This is a genomic window from Macrococcus sp. DPC7161 (genome assembly GCF_004117835.1).
Taxonomy (GTDB): Bacteria; Bacillota; Bacilli; order Staphylococcales; family Staphylococcaceae; genus SDSC01.
Map to the genome: position 1 here is coordinate 1 of NZ_SDSC01000008.1, position 17,784 is coordinate 17,784.

The 17,784-nt window shown below is 33.1% G+C and carries 15 protein-coding genes; 3 read left to right on the top strand and 12 right to left on the bottom strand.

The window, feature by feature from the left end:
* Window positions 1–128 precede the first annotated feature (128 nt).
* On the bottom strand, window positions 129–1,406 hold the full coding sequence (locus ER639_RS09815; RefSeq protein ID WP_164993419.1) for a sensor histidine kinase: 1,278 nt from the start codon (window positions 1,404–1,406) through the stop codon (window positions 129–131).
* A 67-nt stretch (window positions 1,407–1,473) separates the two neighbouring features.
* Window positions 1,474–2,139 carry a response regulator transcription factor gene (locus ER639_RS09820; RefSeq protein WP_129065617.1) on the bottom strand — a complete coding sequence of 222 codons (666 nt, stop codon included), beginning with the start codon at window positions 2,137–2,139 and terminating at the stop codon, window positions 1,474–1,476.
* A gap of 87 nt (window positions 2,140–2,226) precedes the next feature.
* On the opposite strand from ER639_RS09820, the gene ER639_RS09825 reads away from it, so the two are divergent.
* Both ER639_RS09825 and ER639_RS09830 read left to right on the top strand, forming a co-directional pair.
* Entirely contained in the window at window positions 2,227–3,243 is a 1,017-nt protein-coding gene (locus ER639_RS09825; RefSeq protein ID WP_129065618.1) for an ABC transporter permease, read from the top strand.
* A gap of 1 nt (window position 3,244) precedes the next feature.
* A complete protein-coding gene (locus ER639_RS09830) occupies window positions 3,245–3,916 on the top strand; it encodes an ABC transporter ATP-binding protein (protein WP_129065619.1) in 672 nt (223 codons plus the stop codon).
* A 143-nt stretch (window positions 3,917–4,059) separates the two neighbouring features.
* On the opposite strand, the gene ER639_RS09835 is transcribed toward ER639_RS09830, so the two are convergent.
* The 6 genes from ER639_RS09835 to ppdK form a co-directional block, all read right to left on the bottom strand.
* Window positions 4,060–5,523: a M30 family zinc metallopeptidase gene (locus ER639_RS09835; protein WP_129065620.1), complete on the bottom strand. Its 1,464-nt coding sequence runs from the start codon at window positions 5,521–5,523 to the stop codon at window positions 4,060–4,062.
* Window positions 5,524–5,879: 356 nt separating this feature from the next.
* Window positions 5,880–7,403 carry an alkyl hydroperoxide reductase subunit F gene (gene ahpF, locus ER639_RS09840; protein ID WP_129065621.1) on the bottom strand — a complete coding sequence of 508 codons (1,524 nt, stop codon included), beginning with the start codon at window positions 7,401–7,403 and terminating at the stop codon, window positions 5,880–5,882.
* A gap of 106 nt (window positions 7,404–7,509) precedes the next feature.
* Window positions 7,510–8,079, bottom strand: coding sequence for an alkyl hydroperoxide reductase subunit C (ahpC, locus tag ER639_RS09845; protein ID WP_129065622.1), 570 nt, complete (start codon window positions 8,077–8,079; stop codon window positions 7,510–7,512).
* 320 nt (window positions 8,080–8,399) lie between these two features.
* Window positions 8,400–9,716 carry an APC family permease gene (locus tag ER639_RS09850; protein ID WP_483306243.1) on the bottom strand — a complete coding sequence of 439 codons (1,317 nt, stop codon included), beginning with the start codon at window positions 9,714–9,716 and terminating at the stop codon, window positions 8,400–8,402.
* 155 nt (window positions 9,717–9,871) lie between these two features.
* Window positions 9,872–10,684 (bottom strand): pyruvate, water dikinase regulatory protein, encoded by an 813-nt coding sequence (locus tag ER639_RS09855; protein ID WP_240664039.1) that lies wholly within the window; start codon window positions 10,682–10,684, stop codon window positions 9,872–9,874.
* A gap of 10 nt (window positions 10,685–10,694) precedes the next feature.
* Window positions 10,695–13,307: a pyruvate, phosphate dikinase gene (gene ppdK / locus ER639_RS09860; RefSeq protein ID WP_129065624.1), complete on the bottom strand. Its 2,613-nt coding sequence runs from the start codon at window positions 13,305–13,307 to the stop codon at window positions 10,695–10,697.
* Between the two features lie 240 nt (window positions 13,308–13,547).
* Here ppdK and ER639_RS09865 point away from each other — a divergent pair, with 240 nt between their 5' ends.
* Entirely contained in the window at window positions 13,548–14,087 is a 540-nt protein-coding gene (locus tag ER639_RS09865; protein ID WP_129065625.1) for a hypothetical protein, read from the top strand.
* 503 nt (window positions 14,088–14,590) lie between these two features.
* Here ER639_RS09865 and ER639_RS09870 read toward each other — a convergent pair.
* The 4 genes from ER639_RS09870 to ER639_RS09885 form a co-directional block, all read right to left on the bottom strand.
* Window positions 14,591–15,775 (bottom strand): PAS domain-containing protein, encoded by a 1,185-nt coding sequence (locus ER639_RS09870; protein WP_129065626.1) that lies wholly within the window; start codon window positions 15,773–15,775, stop codon window positions 14,591–14,593.
* A 154-nt stretch (window positions 15,776–15,929) separates the two neighbouring features.
* The gene (locus ER639_RS12515; protein ID WP_255420568.1) at window positions 15,930–16,055 is read right to left on the bottom strand and encodes a hypothetical protein; all 126 of its coding nucleotides are present in this window, start codon (window positions 16,053–16,055) and stop codon (window positions 15,930–15,932) included.
* Window positions 16,056–16,130: 75 nt separating this feature from the next.
* A complete protein-coding gene (locus ER639_RS09880; RefSeq protein ID WP_129065627.1) occupies window positions 16,131–17,165 on the bottom strand; it encodes a DUF4179 domain-containing protein in 1,035 nt (344 codons plus the stop codon).
* The gene (locus ER639_RS09885; RefSeq protein ID WP_129065628.1) at window positions 17,165–17,695 is read right to left on the bottom strand and encodes a sigma-70 family RNA polymerase sigma factor; all 531 of its coding nucleotides are present in this window, start codon (window positions 17,693–17,695) and stop codon (window positions 17,165–17,167) included. Before ER639_RS09885 ends, ER639_RS09880 begins: the two co-directional genes overlap by 1 nt.
* Between the last annotated feature and the right edge of the window lie 89 nt (window positions 17,696–17,784).

The following is a 17,784-nucleotide window of genomic DNA, read 5'->3' on the forward strand; positions in this document are numbered from 1 at the left end:
TCATAGCCATTATTTCCATCTTTATATTCTTTAATAAGTCTTAATTTAAAATCAAGTTCATGCTTTTTATTCAAAATAAACACCCCTAAAGTTGAATTTTAAGGTTCAACTTTAGGGGTGCACTTCACCTATGCGTTTTTAAATATTAACTTTACCGTCGTACCTTCACCTTGCTTGCTACCTACTTCTATATGAATACCATGTATATCCGCTATTTCTTTAACGATTGCCATACCCAATCCATTCGATGTCACTTGATCTTCAGACACATTCGCTTTATAGAATCGTTCAAATAAATGCTTAAGTGTTTGTTCATCCATACCATATCCGCTATCTTCTATTAATAAATAGCCCTTCTCTAACGTCACCTGAATATCACTTTCACTCGGACTATATTTAATTGCATTAGATAGGACATTACCAATCATTTGAAACAATAAATCTTGATTACCTTCAATGGTTACTTCACTTAATTTCGTAGAAACGAACATTTCTTTTTGGTTCAATTGATAGCGATAACTTTTGATTGCTTCATGTACTAATGGCTTTAATTGGACTTTTTCAAATTGAATCGCTTTTTCTTTTTGTTCAATCGATGCGAGCATTAATAATTGAGAAGTTAAGCCACTAAGTCTTTTAGATTGATGTTTAATCGATTCAAGATGTGCTTTGTCTTGTGTTTGTTCAAACATATCAATTTCACCTAATAAATTCGCTATCGGCGATTGTATTTCATGTGACACGTTTGCGACAAATCGTTTGTTCATTGCTTCATGATGTTTAATTTTTTCACTCATGATATTCATTTCTTCTGCAAGTGTTCCGATTTCATCATTTCTTTTATCGATATCCGTCTTTAAATAATTACCCTCACCAATCTCTTTCGCCGCTTCTTTTAGTTTAACAACAGGTCTTACGATAAATTTAGATGATATAAATACAAAAATAATCGATATACCAATCATCAGTGCTAGAAGAATAGCAAGGAAAATTCTAAATTCGTGCATGCTATTCCCCACGTCTGGTCTTAAATAAACATCATAACCTTCGTTTTGAATGTTCATATGTATGCCTACAGTATTTCTCGTTTCATTGTCAAAGAACCCTGTAATCCATAAGCTAAATGGTCGATTTTTTATTCCGTGGTACATACCACTTTTCTCAATCGTCTTTGCAGCTTCTTGTGTATCTAGATTGTCCAATCTAAACTTTGAGCCGTAATGTTTCGTTTGTTGATTATGTACTGCAACAACTTGGTATTGATGGTTCGATAACTGCTTAAAGTAGTCATCTGCCTTTATTTCAGGGTGTGTTTCGATAAATGACTTCTCTTGTTTTAACATACGTGTGATACGCGCATCATTTTCTGACTTCAACATCATATGATAATACACGTTTGATATCATAAAACTAATGACACCACTAAAAATCATGACCATCAAGGTGATAAAAATAAAGCGTGATGATAAATGTTTAAACATGTACTTTATACCCTACCCCTCTTATCGTCTGAATTTCAAGTGTTGTATCATAACTTTCAAGACGCTTTCTAATACGCTTAATATGCACATCCACTGTTCTTTCATCACCATCAAAATCGTAGCCCCAAATAGCTTCAATGAGTGTTTCTCTCGATGCAACTTTAGGATAAGTTTTCATTAAATAGTACAGCAACATAAATTCTTTATTCGGCAAATAAATCACATCTGAATCAATCATGACTTCATAAGTTGCTTCATCAATTGTCACATTACCTAATGTAATTGCTTCGTTATTAATATCATATCTTTTTAAAATCGCTTCGATGCGAAACATGAGTTCCTCAACTTCAAAAGGCTTTGTTAAGTAATCATCACTGCCCGAAGAAAATGCGATACGCTTATCATTTAACGCACTTCTCGCCGTTAGCATAATGACTGGGATATTATAAAGAGATTTTATATCTTTACATAAACTAAAGCCATCTTGTCCTGGCATCATCACATCCACCACACATAAATGGATTGGCTGGTTTTCAAGAATTTCATGTGCCTCATCTGCATGCTCAGCACCTACAACATCATATAACCGATTTAAACCATTCATTACCGTTTCTCTAATTGCACGTTCGTCATCCACAACGAGTATGCTTTTTTTCATATTCTCACCTATTTCATATAGTGTTCATATTCCGTTCACATTACTTCCCTATACTTTAGTCATCAACCAATAGAAAGGAATTTTAAAATGAATTTAGCCATTAAAGAAATCAAATACGCCAAATTTAAATATTTTCTCATTGCTTCAATTATCTTTTTACTATGTTTCTTAGTGTTATTTGTATCAAGTTTAGCACAAGGATTAAAAAAAGATAACATTTCTTACATCGACGCATTAGACACTAAATACTTTATCGTCAGTAAAGATGCTGACAAAAACATTATGAACTCAAATCTATCATTGAATCAAAAAGTAATCGATAAGGAAGACTATCAAACTTTATCGATGATTCCTGTAGCATTCAGTTCTAATGACAAAGTATTATTATCGACATTTCATAATCCATCAACAAAGAACGCAGCATTACTTCCTAAAGAAAATGATGAAATGATTTTAGATGTGCACTTAAAAGGTGAAATAAAAACGCATCATACATTCAAAGGTACTAAACACAAAATCCACATTACGAAATATACGGACTATCAAATGTATGGTCACGCACCAGTAGGTTTTGTAACAGAAAAAACATTAAAGCATATCCGTCCAAATACAAATGCCATTTTGGCTCAAAACTTAGATGATGCAAAAGCAATCAAAGCAAAGTTAAAAGACGTTGAAATCATTAATAAAGATGATGCCAAAAATGCATTACCGAGTTTCCAAGCAGAACAAATGCCGCTCAACTTAATGGTATTTTTCTTATTCTTAATTTCAGCAATTGTCATTACAGTATTCTTCTATGTGATTACAATACAAAAAACAACAGAATACGGTATTTTAAAGGCCATCGGCACAAAGACGAGTAAACTTGTACAAAAAATCATAACTGAAGTACTAACAATCGTTGGTGTGAGTATCAGTTTATCCATCGCCATTATGTTTATCATCGATCAATTAATCCCTGATAAAATGCCGTACTACTTAAATACAAATTTAATATTTATCTTAGTTGGATTATTTATTTTAGTCTCTTTATTAGGTGCATTGTTATCTGTGATTAAAGTATTAAAAATCGATCCGATTAAAGCGATTGGAGGAGAATAATATGATTGAAATCAAACATTTAAATAAAACATTCAAAACAAAAACCGATACGACCGAAGTATTTAACGATATCAACTTAACTGTGAATGATGGCGAATTGATTTGTCTTTATGGGCCATCTGGATCAGGAAAAAGTACATTACTAACAATAATCGGTGCATTACAACAATCAACAAGTGGACAGGTGATTATTGATAACAAAGATTTAAGTCAACTTTCTGATGCTGAATTAACACAACTCAGACTCTCAGATATTGGTTTTATCTTTCAAGCATCGCACTTAATTCCTTATATCAATGTGAAAGATCAATTGATGTATGTTGCACAACTCGATAAACAATCAAAAAGTAATGCAAGTAAGAAAGCTGACCAATTATTAGAAGCATTTGGACTCTCACATCGCGCAAAAGAATATCCAAAAAACTTATCGGGTGGGGAAAAGCAAAGAACTGCCATTGCTCGTGCGTTTATGAATGAACCTTCATTAATATTAGCTGATGAACCGACAGCAAGTTTAGACTTTGAACGTGCCATCCAAGTCATCGAAACCATTCAAAAGCGCGTTAAAGAAACACAAACATCATGTATCATCATCACACATGATACACGTATCTTTAAATATGCTGATAAAGTATATAAATTAGAGAACAAAACATTAATAGAAGAAAAATAGAGTGTATATTATTTAATTGATTAGCTGAGTGAGCGAAGTCTATTCTTTATCGCTCACTCACCATCGATTTCATTCAATTTTAAACCCCAGTGAGCGAAGTATTCTTTTTATCGCTCACTGGGGTTATTTATTATGATTTATTATTATCTCGGATAGTTACCTGGGCACCATAAATCACCATTCGGACATGGTTCTGGTGTTTCAGCTGTTGGTGTTTCACCTGTCGGCTCTTCAGCAGTAGGTTCTTCACCAGTCGGTGTCTCACCTGTTGGTTCTTCTGACGCAGCACCAGAGATATCAACATATTGAATATGTTGTCCTTTATTGCTTGGTACTTTAAAGTCATCTTTAGCATCAAATACAACCGCACCTTGAGGCATTAATGACTCTGGTAAATTCGTAATATGAATTGGATTGATTTGATCAAATCCTGCTTCACCTTTAAAGCCATATGGTCCTGACTTATCTTTCTTCACTAAAGCCACTCGGAAGTTTGTCATAAATTGATCTACTGACATTGTTGGGCTTACATGTTTATGAATCGCATTTTGTAATGTTTCAATTGTTGTACCTTGGTCTTCTAAAATTTCTTTAAAGATCGCATCACCGTTGTCTGCTTGAGTTCTTAAATATTGACCAAATAAATATGATAATGAATAATTCGATAATACATCGTTATTATTTTGCCATTTAATTAATGAATGACCATTCGCAATCGATTCAGATTTATTAAAGTATTCAATACGCTTCGTTAATGGTTGTTTCGAGTAAATTTGTTCACTTGCCATAGAAAATGCTTCATTCAGCCATGTGTCCATTTTTCCATCAATAAAATCGCCTTTTTCTACTAATATATTGCGATTGAAGTTCACCATATGTTGATATTCATGTGCAAGTGTCGTATAGATTTTTGTTACATCCATTTCGCCGTTCTTGCCCATTGATGGGAAAGTATCCATGTAGAACGTTTCTGACATGTTAGAGCCATTCATCATTAATAAATCACGTGGATGGAAGTATCCTCCAACGTAACTACCAGTCTTTTCGAAGTCATCTTTAATATCAAACACTAATATATTGATTTTGCCGTTTTTATCAATATCTGATGGTGTAGAAAAATATTTCTCTACAACTGGTCCGATATTTTGATCAAATTCTTTTCCAATTTGTTCAGCCTTTTCTTTTGTCACACGACTATCTGCCACCCAAATTTGTGCTTTAGAGCCATCGTATTGCAACGTCGCTTTTGTCTTTTCATCCGCATTCGTTACCATATTGATTGTTGTAAAGTCACGCGTATCTCCTACTTGATAATCCTCTACTAAATTCGGAATTTGTGCTTTACTTTGCGTAATTTTGTCTTTTGAAACTTTAGGAATATCAAAGTTTTTGTCAATTTGGTGGATGTCCTTTGATTTTTTGTAATCCCCTAATATCGAATTATTTTTTGTTACAAGTGCCGAAGGTAAATCACCTAAAACTTCAGAACTCCCCAATTTGTCACTGTTTGAATTATTAATGACATAAGTTTTGGCATCTGCTACAGCTAAAGGTGCAGCGATGGCTAATGCAGCAATACAAGTCGTGAATTTTTGAATTTTTTTCATTCCACTTTTCTCCCTCATTATTCATTAATTGTTTTTTAACTATATTGATATAGAAATTACATCAAATAGTTGATTAAATTTTAATAAACATTACGATTTATGTCAATATTTTTTCTGAAAATTCTATTAACTTTTAATATAATTTATATATCAATTATCAATAATCAGAATAAACTACGAGTGTAAAATGGCATTATTATCAGTTTAAAATCACTCATTCCTATGTTTTTAAATTCTTTTTCAATGTTTTTGACATCTATTATTACTTTATTATATAAAATTTTATATTATTTAATAATAATAACTGAAAAATAAAAAAGCCATTCCCTTTAGGAATGACTTTAAAAAGATTCTATTTAGTTACGAATTAAATAATCAAATGCGCTTAATGCCGCTGTAGCACCTGAACCCATTGAAATAATAATTTGTTTGTACGTTTGATCTGTACAGTCACCTGCTGCAAAGATACCAGGAACGTTTGTTAAACCATTACGGTCTACAATGATTTCACCACGGTTGTTTTTCTCTAGTAAATCGCCAGTGAATTCTGTACTTGGTACTAAACCGATTTGAACGAATACACCTTCTAGTTCAATTGTATGTTCCTCATTCGTGTTACGGTCTACGTAAGTTAATGCTTTTAATTTATCATCACCAGTCAATTCTTTTGTAGCTGCTGATTTGATGATTTCTGTATTTGATAATGAATTTAAACGGTCTTGCAATACTTTATCCGCACGTAATGTATCACCAAATTCTAATAAAGTAACGTGTTCTACAATACCTGCTAAGTCAATCGCAGCTTCAACACCTGAGTTACCGCCACCAACAACTGCAACGCGTTTACCTTCAAATAATGGACCATCACAGTGAGGACAATATGCAACACCTTTATTTTTATATTCAACTTCACCAGGTACGTTCATATTACGCCATTTCGCACCTGTACCGATGATTAATGTTTTAGATGTAAGTTTACCACCGTTTTCTAATTCTACATGTACTAAATCGTCAATTTTATCAATTTTAGAAACACGCATTGCATTCATAACATCAATGTCATATGCAGCAATATGATCTGCAAGGTTTTGTGAGAATTCTGGACCAGTTGTTTCTTTTACTGAAATAAAGTTTTCAATACTAGCTGTATCATTTACTTGACCACCGATACGTTCTGCAACAATACCTGTACGTAATCCTTTACGTGCAGTGTAAATCGCAGCTGCACCACTTGCTGGACCTCCACCAATGACTAATACATCAAAAGTTTCTTTTGCATTAATTTCTGATGCTTCAATACCACCGCCTAATTGCGCGATGATTTCTTCAACTGTCATTTTACCTGAACCAAATTCTTCACCATTTAAGAAAATGCTAGGTACAGCCATGATGTCTTTTGATTCTTCACGGAATGCAGCACCATCAATCATAGTGTGTGTAATGTTTGGGTTGATCACACTCATCATATTTAAAGCTTGTACTACATCTGGACATTTTGTACAAGTTAAGCTAATGAACGTTTCGAAATTGAAAGGTCCTTCTAATTTCTCAATTTGTTTAATTACTGCTTCGTCAACCTTTGGTGCACGACCACTCACTTGTAATAATGCCAATACTAATGACGTGAATTCATGGCCTAAAGGTACGCCACAAAATGTAACGCGTGCTGCTTCATTTGGACGCGCTAAAGTAAAGCTTGGTGTACGTTTTAATGTCTCTTCTTTAATCGTAATGCGATTTGATAATGATTTGATAACGTTCAATAATTCCATCATTTCTTGAGATGTTTTGTCATCTGAAGCTGATGCAGTGATTACTACATCTCCTTCCATTAACTCTAAATACTGGGCTAATTGTTGTTTTAAATTATCGTTTAACATAGTATGCTCCTATCTTATTTATAAGATAAGGTTGAGACAAAAGCCCCAACCTTATCTGAATATTCGTTTCAAATTTACTCTGAAATATGATTTAAATGTCTAATTATTAGATTTTACCAACTAAATCTAAACCTGGTGTTAATGTTTCTCCGCTTTCTTTCCATTTCGCAGGACAAACTTCACCGTCATGGCTAGCAACGTATTGAGCAGCTTTTACTTTATCAACTAATACTGATGCTTCACGACCGATACCATCATTGTTGATTTCCATTGTTTGAACAACACCATTTGGATCGATTAAGAATGTCGCACGTTGTGCAAGACCAGCTTCTTCATCTAATACATCAAAGTTACGAGCGATTGTTTGTGATGGGTCAGCAATCATCGTATATTGTAATTTAGAAATTGCTTCTGAATGATCATGCCAAGCTTTGTGTACGAAATGAGTATCGCATGATACTGAATATACATCTACACCTAAACCTTGTAATGTTTCATAGTGATCTTGTAAATCTTCTAATTCAGTTGGGCAAACGAATGTGAAGTCTGCTGGGTAGAAACAGATGATGTTCCATTTACCTTTGATTGATTCGTTAGATACTGTTACGAATGAATCTGATTTTGGATCGTAAGCGTTAGCTGTGAATGGTAAAATTTCTTTGTTAATTAATGACATTGAATTGCCTCCTAAGTTTTATTTTTAATTAGCATTATTATTTTTATTTAGAGATGTGATTTTTATCACTTATTTATAATAATTCTAATTAAGCTTAATTTGATTATTACACGTTTAAAGTTTTAAGTCAACCGGAAACACTTTAAATACTTTAAATTTTTTATATGACTTATTACAAAATATTGACGCAATAACATTACCCTATTCTCAATAGGGTTAATAAGTTATCAGCCATAAATTTGATTCTTAATCTACAAACAATCGCTCTCTTAATAAAATATTCAAAAAAAGACACCCTATAGGTGCCTTTTAATCATTAATTATAGTTGAACTTTTTTCTTTTGATACTGATACACCGGAATACCAAGCAACGTAATAATGATACCTGTAATTGCTAGTCCAGGCTGTGTGAATAATGTATTTAACATAACAAATACACCTGAAAAAATTGCGATTAACGGCACCACTGGATATAGCGGTACTTTGTATGGTCTTAATGTATCGGGTTCTCTTTTTCTTAAAATCATCACAGCGATAAAACTCATCACATAAAATGCCCAAATAACAAATACCAACATGTTTGTAATAGAGTCAAATGCCCCTAATGCAACCATAATCACAGCGATTACAAGTTGTACTAATCCACTAAACCAAGGTGTAGACGATTTTGTAAGATTCATAAATTGTTTACCGAATGGTAATAATTTTTTCTCAGCCATTGCGAATGGTACACGCATGCCTGTCATAATGTAGCCATTTAATGCCCCATATACAGAGATTAAAATACCAATGGTAATCATCTTACCGCCTGATGCGCCAAATAACGAAATTGCAGTATCTGTTGCCGCATTTAAATTACCTGCTAAATGTGAAATTGGGAATGTCATTAAGAATGTTGCGTTGATTAATAAATAAATCGCCATTACTAATCCGATACCAATTGCGATTGCAGCTGGTAAATCCTTTTTCGGGTTCTTCATTTCTCCAGCAATATTCCCTACATGGATCCATCCATCATAAGCAAACATCGTCGCAAGTAAACCTGCTCCAATCGCTGTAAACGGACTTAATCCTGTATCTCCCATTGAAGGCACGATAGAAAATTCAACTTCATGTGACTGGAATAAACCGAAGACAACAATCGCTATTATTGGAATCAATTTAACGACTAATGTGACAGATTGAATCATACCACCGACTTTAGAACCTAATAAATTAATGAGTAATAAAGAAATAATTGCCAATACCGCAATTGGGCTTAGCCACAACTTGTTTAAGTGAAATAAATTCACAATTTGTTGTGAGAAGATAATCCCTTGCGCTGCCATCATTGCCGGGAAATAAATAAACGCTTGTGCCCATCCTGCTAAAAAGCCCCAAAAGTTACCGTATGTATGTTCTAAATATGTTGTTAAACCACCTGTTTTAGGAATCATCGCAGCAAGTTCAGCAGCTGTTAAACCTGCACAAATGGTAATTAAACCACCTAATACCCATATAAATAATGTCATACCAACCGTGCCTGTGTATTCTGTCATATTCGAAATTTTAAAGAATACACCAGAACCAATGATTGTTCCCATAACTAATGCAAGTGCCGGGAAAAACCCAATATTTTTCTTTAGTTCTTGATTCATTTTAATCACCATTTTTCCTTTCTAACCTAGCGATTATATAACTTATTTTTCAGTAGGTCAAAAGGAATAAAAAACTTCAGCCAATTAAAATAAATAAAAATAACGTGATGACAATGGACTTCATCATCCCGTCATCACGTTATCTCATTATATGATTATTTTAATAAATGCTTCTCGATATAAAATGCTGATTCTTCAATTGATTTATACTCTGTATTAATAACAATCGCATTTAAACGTTTGAATACTTCTTCAGCATAAATCAATTCTTCTTTAATACGTTGCATATCATTGTACTGACCTGTATTCGGTAATCCTAGTACTTTCATACGTTCTGTACGAATATTCATAATGTATTTTGGACTTGCTGTTAAACCAAATACCTTTTTATGCTTTTGTGTATACACATGTTCAGGTACTGGTGATTCCGGTACAAGTGGTATATTGGCTACTTTATAACCTTTATTCGCCAAATACATACTTAGTGGTGTTTTAGATGTTCTAGAAACACCGACAATAAGTGCATCCGCTTCTTCTAAATGTGTAAAGTTCTTGCCATCGTCATACTTCACTGAATACTCCATCGCTTCAATACGTTTAAAGTAATCACGATCAAGCTTACGTAAGGCACCACTTTCCATTAATGGCTGACTACCTGTCTTATCACTGATTAAGTGAATCAAATCAGACATGTAATCAATATACGGAATGCCTTGAGCGTTTGCATACTCATGCCCAAATACATTCAAAGCCTCTTCAACCAATGTCGTTACAACAATGGCTTCTTTTTGCTTTGCCAAGTTTAAAATATTCTTTAATGCTTCTTCATCATGTACAAATGAAAACTTCTTCACTTCAACATGACTTAAATCCGGAAACTGCGATAATGTTGCATGTGTCATACGTTGTGCAGTTTCACCGATTGAATCGGATACTACAAAAATACTTAACTGACCTTGTTCAACCATAACATTCTCCTTAAACATTACTTTGGGCAGTTGCTAAAATCGCTCCTGGTACACGGAATGGCGAACATGATACATAATCAAGTGCTAAAGTGTTAAAGAAGTGAATTGATTTAGGATCGCCGCCTAATTCTCCACATACACCAATCTTAATTGACGGATTAACTGCTTTAGCTGATTCTACTGCTAATTTGATCAATTGTCCAATACCATCTACATCTAAAGTTTGGAATGGATCAACTGCTAATATTTCTCGACTTGTATATTCATTAATAAATTTACCTGCATCATCACGAGAGAAACCATAAGTTAACTGTGCTAAGTCGTTTGTTCCGAAACTGAAGAATTCAGAGTGTTTCGCTAACTCACCAGCCACTAAACATGCACGCGGTGTTTCAATCATTGTACCGATTAAGTACTTCACTGATTCACCCATTTCTTGTTCTACTGATTCAATTTTCGCTTTAATAATCGCTTTTAAATCCGTAAACTCTCTCACTGTAGAAACTAAAGGAATCATGATTTCTGGGCTTGTTGTGATACCCTCTTTTTTAAGACGAATCACACTAGAAATGATTGCTTCAGCTTGCATTTCATATAATTCTGGATAAGTAATCGCTAAACGACAACCACGGTGACCAAGCATTGGGTTAAATTCGTGTAATTCTTCGATACGTTTTTCTAAAGTGATGACATCTACATTTAATTGTTTAGAAACCACTTCAATTTCTTCTTTTGATTTAGGTAAGAATTCATGTAATGGTGGATCTAATAAACGCACGATTGTTGGACGGTCTTGAGATAATCTAAAGATTTCTTCAAAGTCTTCCGTTTGATAGACTTTGATTTTATCTAACGCTTGAACACGTTCTTCATGCGTTGACGCTAAAATAAATCGTCTCATTTCAATTAAACGTTCTTCACCAAAGAACATGTGCTCTGTACGTACTAAACCAATACCTACCGCACCAAACTCATAACCTGCTGTAATATCTTGTTTCGTTTCAGCATTCATACGCACTTTTAAGCGTGCAGTTTCTTCAGCCCATTGCATTACTGTATCAAAGTCTTCACTCTTCTCAGCATTTGTTGTTTCAATTTCACCGATATAAACAACACCAGTTGAACCATCTACAGAAACAATATCCCCTTCATTTAATACCTTACCTTGATATTTCACATATTTTTCTTTTGTGTTGATTTGTAAATCGCTACATCCCGTTACACAACATTTACCCATACCACGTGCAACAACCGCAGCATGTGATGTCATACCACCATGTGTAGTAACAATTGCACGACTTGCAACCATACCTTCAATATCTTCTGGCGATGTTTCAGGACGCATTAAAATAACTGCTTCTCCTAATTCAGCTTGCGCCTTTGCATCAACTGCTGAGAATACAATTTTACCAGTCGCCGCACCTGGTGAAGCCGGTAAACCTTTATCTGAAACAACTTCTGCTTGCGCTAAACTTTCTGGTTTAAATGATGGGTGTAATAATTGATCAATTGATTTCGCTTCAATCATTGATACTGCTTCTTGTTTAGAAATCACACCTTCATTGACTAAATCAACGGCAATTTTAATAGCAGCTTTTGCTGTACGTTTACCATTACGCGTTTGTAAAATGTATAATTTTTCATTTTCAATTGTAAATTCAATATCTTGCATATCTTTATAATGCGCTTCTAACTTATGTGTCACATCAACAAATTGTTGGTACACATTTGGCATTTGCTCATCTAAAGTAGCAATTGCTTGAGGTGTACGAATACCAGCAACAACGTCTTCACCTTGTGCATTTAATAAGTACTCACCATATAATTTATTTTCACCAGTTGAAGGGTTACGCGTAAATGCTACACCCGTACCTGAACGCTCACCACTGTTTCCAAATACCATCTCTTGAACGTTTACAGCTGTACCAATATCATGTGGAATATCATTTAAATCACGGTAAACACGTGCACGATCGTTGTTCCAAGATTTAAATACCGCTTCAATCGCTTCTTTCAATTGATCAATCGGCGCTTGAGGGAATGGTTTGTACACTTCCTCTAAATACACTTCTTTAAAGCGTTCACTAATTGCTTTCAATCCTTCAGCTGGAATATCCGCATCAAATTGATGACCATTTTGCTCTTTATATTGATTAAAGTAATCTTCAAAAGCATGCATTGGAATGTTATATACAACTTGACCAAACATTTGTAATAAACGTCTGTAGCAGTCATAAGCAAAACGTGCATCGCCTGTAACAGCAGCTAATTTCTCAACATTTTCATCATTTAACCCTAAGTTTAAAATCGTATCCATCATACCTGGCATTGAAATTTTCGCACCGCTACGAACTGATACTAATAATAAATTTTTATCATCTGAAAAAGCTTTACCTGTCTTAGATTGTAAGCTCTTAATTTGTTCATCTAACTCTGAAAGTAACGTATCATTTAACACTTCGCCATTTGCTAAGTATTCGATACAGCTCTTCGTTGTAATTGTAAAACCGTTAGGAACAGGTAAACCAAGACGCATCATCTCAGAAAGGTTTGCACCTTTACCCCCTAATAAATCTTTCATTGATTTTTGACCTTCTTCAAATGCGTAAATGTGCTTTTCCAAAAAAATCACCTCAAAATTTAATGTGTTATACTAATTAATTATTAGTATGTCATATTATGTTTTTCATGACAACTAAAAATTCATCATTTCATGAATTTTTGTATAAAATATGACAATTCATTAATATTTATTCAAGGATATATATAATAGTCGTGCTTATACCAATGGGGTTTGTTATAATCAATGTAACTTCAAGTAAACGATTACAACTTGAAGATTTAAATAAGAGGAGAGATTCATATGTATCAATTATTATTTATTGATGGCGACAATCAACATGTCGTAGGGTTATTTGAAACTGTTGAAGATGTCAAATCATGGATTGCACAAATCCCGTTCATCACAACGTATGAATCTGAAATGGAATTTACAATCGCGTATGCAGACATTCCAGATTATACGGAAATTGAGTGGCAAGGTAGTATTTATCCATTAACACGACATTCATTCACAGGCGATCACGAAATCGTTGTTGAATGGGAGTACGTTCCAATCATTAAAGCACACCAAGGCATGGTCCCTGGTACCACACTTGTAGAAGGTTATGTTTATGACAATCCTTCAGTAAAACAATACATTGAACAACGCAGTTTATTTAAAGATGAACTGAAACAATATTTTGAAGCACAAGGTAAGAAAGTAAGCATCGGTGGCTTAGGTTCAGAAGACGGAGAGTATATCAATGTAGAAGACGGACCATTCATTCATATCGACCCATCGAATGTAGAAAATTGGTTACACGAAGGCAGTATAGAAGCATTCTTAAAATCATACGAATAAATAGTTGACTGGCTAGTATTGATTTAATACTAGCCAGTCATTTTTTATTTTAGTTGTATTTCATGTGTCAGTGGCTAGTATTCATCCGATACTAGTCAGTCACTCTTATTTTCGGGCTTTTTTATGCTCCAGTGGCTAGTATTCATCCGATACTAGCCAGTCGCTCTTGTTTTGGAGGTATTTTATGCCTCAGTGGCTAGTATTCATCCGATACTAGCCAGTCACTCTTATTTTCGGGCTTTTTTATGCTCCAGTGGCTAGTATTTACCCGATACTAGCCAATCACTCTTATTTTTGGGGTATTTTATGCCTCAGTGGCTAGTATTTACCCGATACTAGCCAGTCACTATTATTTTCGGGCTTTTTTATGCTCCAGTGGCTAGTATTTACCCGATACTAGCCAATCACTCTTATTTTTGGGGTATTTTATGCCTCAGTGGCTAGTATTCATCCGATACTAGCCAGTCACTATTATTTTCGGGCTTTTTCATATGTCATCCACTTTAATACTTTGTAACATCTCTTTTGACTTGTGTTGGTAATTCAAAGAATGGTTGAATATCTTGTACGTATTCTAGTATTCCCATGTACTCATCATGTTCATCAAAGACCGCTGTATAAGTTACATAAATATATTCGTTCCCCTTTTTAAACCACATGACTTCTTTCTCAGATTTTCGCTCTTTAAGATTACGTAATACTTGCATCATTTTAGGCAAACTTTTTGGTGGATGACAATTTGCAACGGCACGTCCAATTGATAATGGTGTTCTTATAAACATCATATCTTTCGCCTCTGTTATTTCATTGAAGTATTTAAATAAACCACGTTTATCAATAAAAGTGAGTTCTAAAGGCAATTGATTTAAGATTAAATTCGCTTCTTTTACCGTTAAAAATCCGCCTCCCATTCTTAAATTCACACTGTCGTCAAGGCTTTCAATATTTTTCACATATTTTAATTCTGTTTGCCATATCCCTTTTTTAATTGCAAATCCAAAGGCATCACTTTCATGATCAATATTGATATAATCTTGTTCAGAAAATAGTGCTTGAACGAGTGGTATAAACAAATATGTTTCTTGTTGCATCATTGAAATAAATAATGATTTTAATTCATTAAAACATTTTTCAATATGTCTAAATTCAATTTCATCTAACTTTAGTAAACGTTTCTTTAATGTACTATATAATGCTTTAATATCATCATCTTGTTCCCATAATTTACGGTTCATTGTATACACTTGATGGCGTTCTAATATTGGAAAATATAATTTCTCTTTGCGATTATAATGACGATACAAATGACCAAGTTGCTTCATTTCATCTGAAATGTTTAATGCAGTACCTTCTGATTTGTACTTTAATAGTGCTTGTTCAATCGTATCTAACAAACTTATAAAGTGTTCATTTTCACGTGAAAATACATTTAAAGGATGCTCATCATCTAAAGAAACATATATCGACGAGATTTTAATGTCAGTCAATTTCTCATATACATCCATAAATTCAATGATTGTCTCCATTTTAAACAAATGCTCTGTATAATGAATTTGAATCAAAGAAAGTAAAATCTCTTTCGTTTCCATAGGTACAACAACACTTTCAAACAAATCTATATCTAATTCCCCATCTTCTATTTGCTTTAATATTGATTTTAATTGTAATACAGTCTCAAAATTAATCATAAGACACCTCTAAACATACATTTTATTTATATCTTATAAACACTATATCATATTCTAATTTCTTCAACTGTTTTGACTATGTCGATTTATAGAACAATGATCTCCACTAAAAAAAGAGACTCAATAAGAGAATCTTTAAAATTAATATTTTCGATTACTTACTTTGATTAACAATACTGTAGTATTTATTTGAAGTGATCCAATACATCAATCCATAAACAAGCATAATAACAAATCCAACACCCATATAACTTGTGATGAACATTAGTTTATCACGCACACCTAAACATCTATTTTGATTCTATTATGTCATAAAATAGTAAAATAAAAAAAATACCGCAAATGCGGTATTTCTTTATTTAATCTTTATTCGTTTGGATTTCTTTTCTATTTTCATTTCACCGTTATGTTCAACACCATAATCAATAACTTCAGCGTATAAAGATTTTGCTTTGTTCAAATCATCAATAGTTCCAGTTGAATGAATATCTGGATTAAAAACCTCTGTTGATTTACTTTTATTTTTATCTTCATCTGTTTTTATTGCATTAAAGTAATATTTTTTTCCCTTTTCATCATAAATCATCATATCAAAATGATGATTAGAAGAACTTACATGCTCTATCATTGCTGATAGAGGATTTAATGTTAAAGTTTCTATTTTAACATTATTACGATTATTCAACTTTACACGTTTATCAATACGCATTGTTTTAACTTTTTTATTAAAAGTCGTTGGATCAACATCAAACTGATATGCATATACTTCTCCTTCACCTGATAATGGCCCAAGTTTCATTTCAACATGGTATGTTGATTTCGGTACTTCATCTCTTAAGTGTACGATGCCGATATTACTTGTGATGTTACTTTTTAAATCTTCAGATGACCCTGAGTATCCTTCAAACATTTCTTTACCATTTATTTTTAAAGATATGATACTTGAACTCGTTGTATTTTCAGCTTTCTTGCTTTTGTTATCAATTAACTCGTTATACGTAAAAAATTTACCTTCTGCAAATACATCAACGAGCCTTACATTCTTATTTTTTAAAGTGATTGTCTCATTAACATGTGTAGCATATTTTTCTGCTTTCGGCGTCAAAATGTCTTTAAAGGAATATTGAATATCTTCTATCCATTTTGTTGCACTTGCTTGAACACTCTCATTTAACGCAATGAATGGTGTTGCAATCAATAAACTAGCCGCTGCCACTGATGATAACATGTATTTTCTTAATTTAGATGGTTGTTGTATATTTGCCTGTTTTTGATGGACACTCTTTTTAAATTGATTTAAATATTGATTTTGTTCTTCCGCTGACATTTCTACTTCTTCTAAAGTATCTGTTTCAATTTCATTAAATTTTTCATACAAAAATGAATTCATTACAAGTCTCCTTTCATTAATCTAATCTTTTTCTTCGCTCTAGATATCCGATTATAAATATTACTTGTTTTCATATTTTTTGCCATTGCAATTTCATTAGGTGAATAACCATCGATATAAATCATAGACATCAACTCTTGATCTTCAATAGATAAATCTCTAATTAAATCTTTCCATAACTCATCATGAAGTGATTTATTTTGTTCAATAAACATAGTTTCTTCAATATGCGCAATGGATGTATTGTTTTGTTCTTTTTGATACTTTCTAATAATATTTATTGCTTTGTACTTTGCAATGACTGCAAGCCAATTTTTAAATGAATTTTTACTTGCATCATATTGCCCAATATTTTGCCATATGGCCAAAAGACAATCATTTATACACTCATCCAAATATCTATCAAAATAGTGTAGTTGTTTGATACTTACTACCTTTATCAATCCACCATATTCTTTTAATAGTAATTGCATACCTTCTTCATCTTGATTTAAAAGTTTTTGTATAATTTCGTGATCACGTTGATTCATATTGACCTCCTTTACACCTATATATTCGTCTTAACATTTCATTTTCTATCACTCAGATTAAATTTTCTTAATTTTATACGTTTCTCTTA

What these genes read in the sequence shown, in the direction of transcription:
- ER639_RS09815 (WP_164993419.1), bottom strand. Translation starts at nt 1,406, where the DNA reads ATGATATCAAACGTGTATTATCATATGATGTTGAAGTCAGAAAATGAT.
- ER639_RS09820 (WP_129065617.1), bottom strand. Translation starts at nt 2,139, where the DNA reads ATGAAAAAAAGCATACTCGTTGTGGATGACGAACGTGCAATTAGAGAA.
- ER639_RS09825 (WP_129065618.1), top strand. Translation starts at nt 2,227, where the DNA reads ATGAATTTAGCCATTAAAGAAATCAAATACGCCAAATTTAAATATTTT.
- ER639_RS09830 (WP_129065619.1), top strand. Translation starts at nt 3,245, where the DNA reads ATGATTGAAATCAAACATTTAAATAAAACATTCAAAACAAAAACCGAT.
- ER639_RS09835 (WP_129065620.1), bottom strand. Translation starts at nt 5,523, where the DNA reads ATGAAAAAAATTCAAAAATTCACGACTTGTATTGCTGCATTAGCCATC.
- ahpF (WP_129065621.1), bottom strand. Translation starts at nt 7,403, where the DNA reads ATGTTAAACGATAATTTAAAACAACAATTAGCCCAGTATTTAGAGTTA.
- ahpC (WP_129065622.1), bottom strand. Translation starts at nt 8,079, where the DNA reads ATGTCATTAATTAACAAAGAAATTTTACCATTCACAGCTAACGCTTAC.
- ER639_RS09850 (WP_483306243.1), bottom strand. Translation starts at nt 9,716, where the DNA reads ATGAATCAAGAACTAAAGAAAAATATTGGGTTTTTCCCGGCACTTGCA.
- ER639_RS09855 (WP_240664039.1), bottom strand. Translation starts at nt 10,684, where the DNA reads ATGGTTGAACAAGGTCAGTTAAGTATTTTTGTAGTATCCGATTCAATC.
- ER639_RS09865 (WP_129065625.1), top strand. Translation starts at nt 13,548, where the DNA reads ATGTATCAATTATTATTTATTGATGGCGACAATCAACATGTCGTAGGG.
- ER639_RS09870 (WP_129065626.1), bottom strand. Translation starts at nt 15,775, where the DNA reads ATGATTAATTTTGAGACTGTATTACAATTAAAATCAATATTAAAGCAA.
- ER639_RS09880 (WP_129065627.1), bottom strand. Translation starts at nt 17,165, where the DNA reads ATGAATTCATTTTTGTATGAAAAATTTAATGAAATTGAAACAGATACT.
- ER639_RS09885 (WP_129065628.1), bottom strand. Translation starts at nt 17,695, where the DNA reads ATGAATCAACGTGATCACGAAATTATACAAAAACTTTTAAATCAAGAT.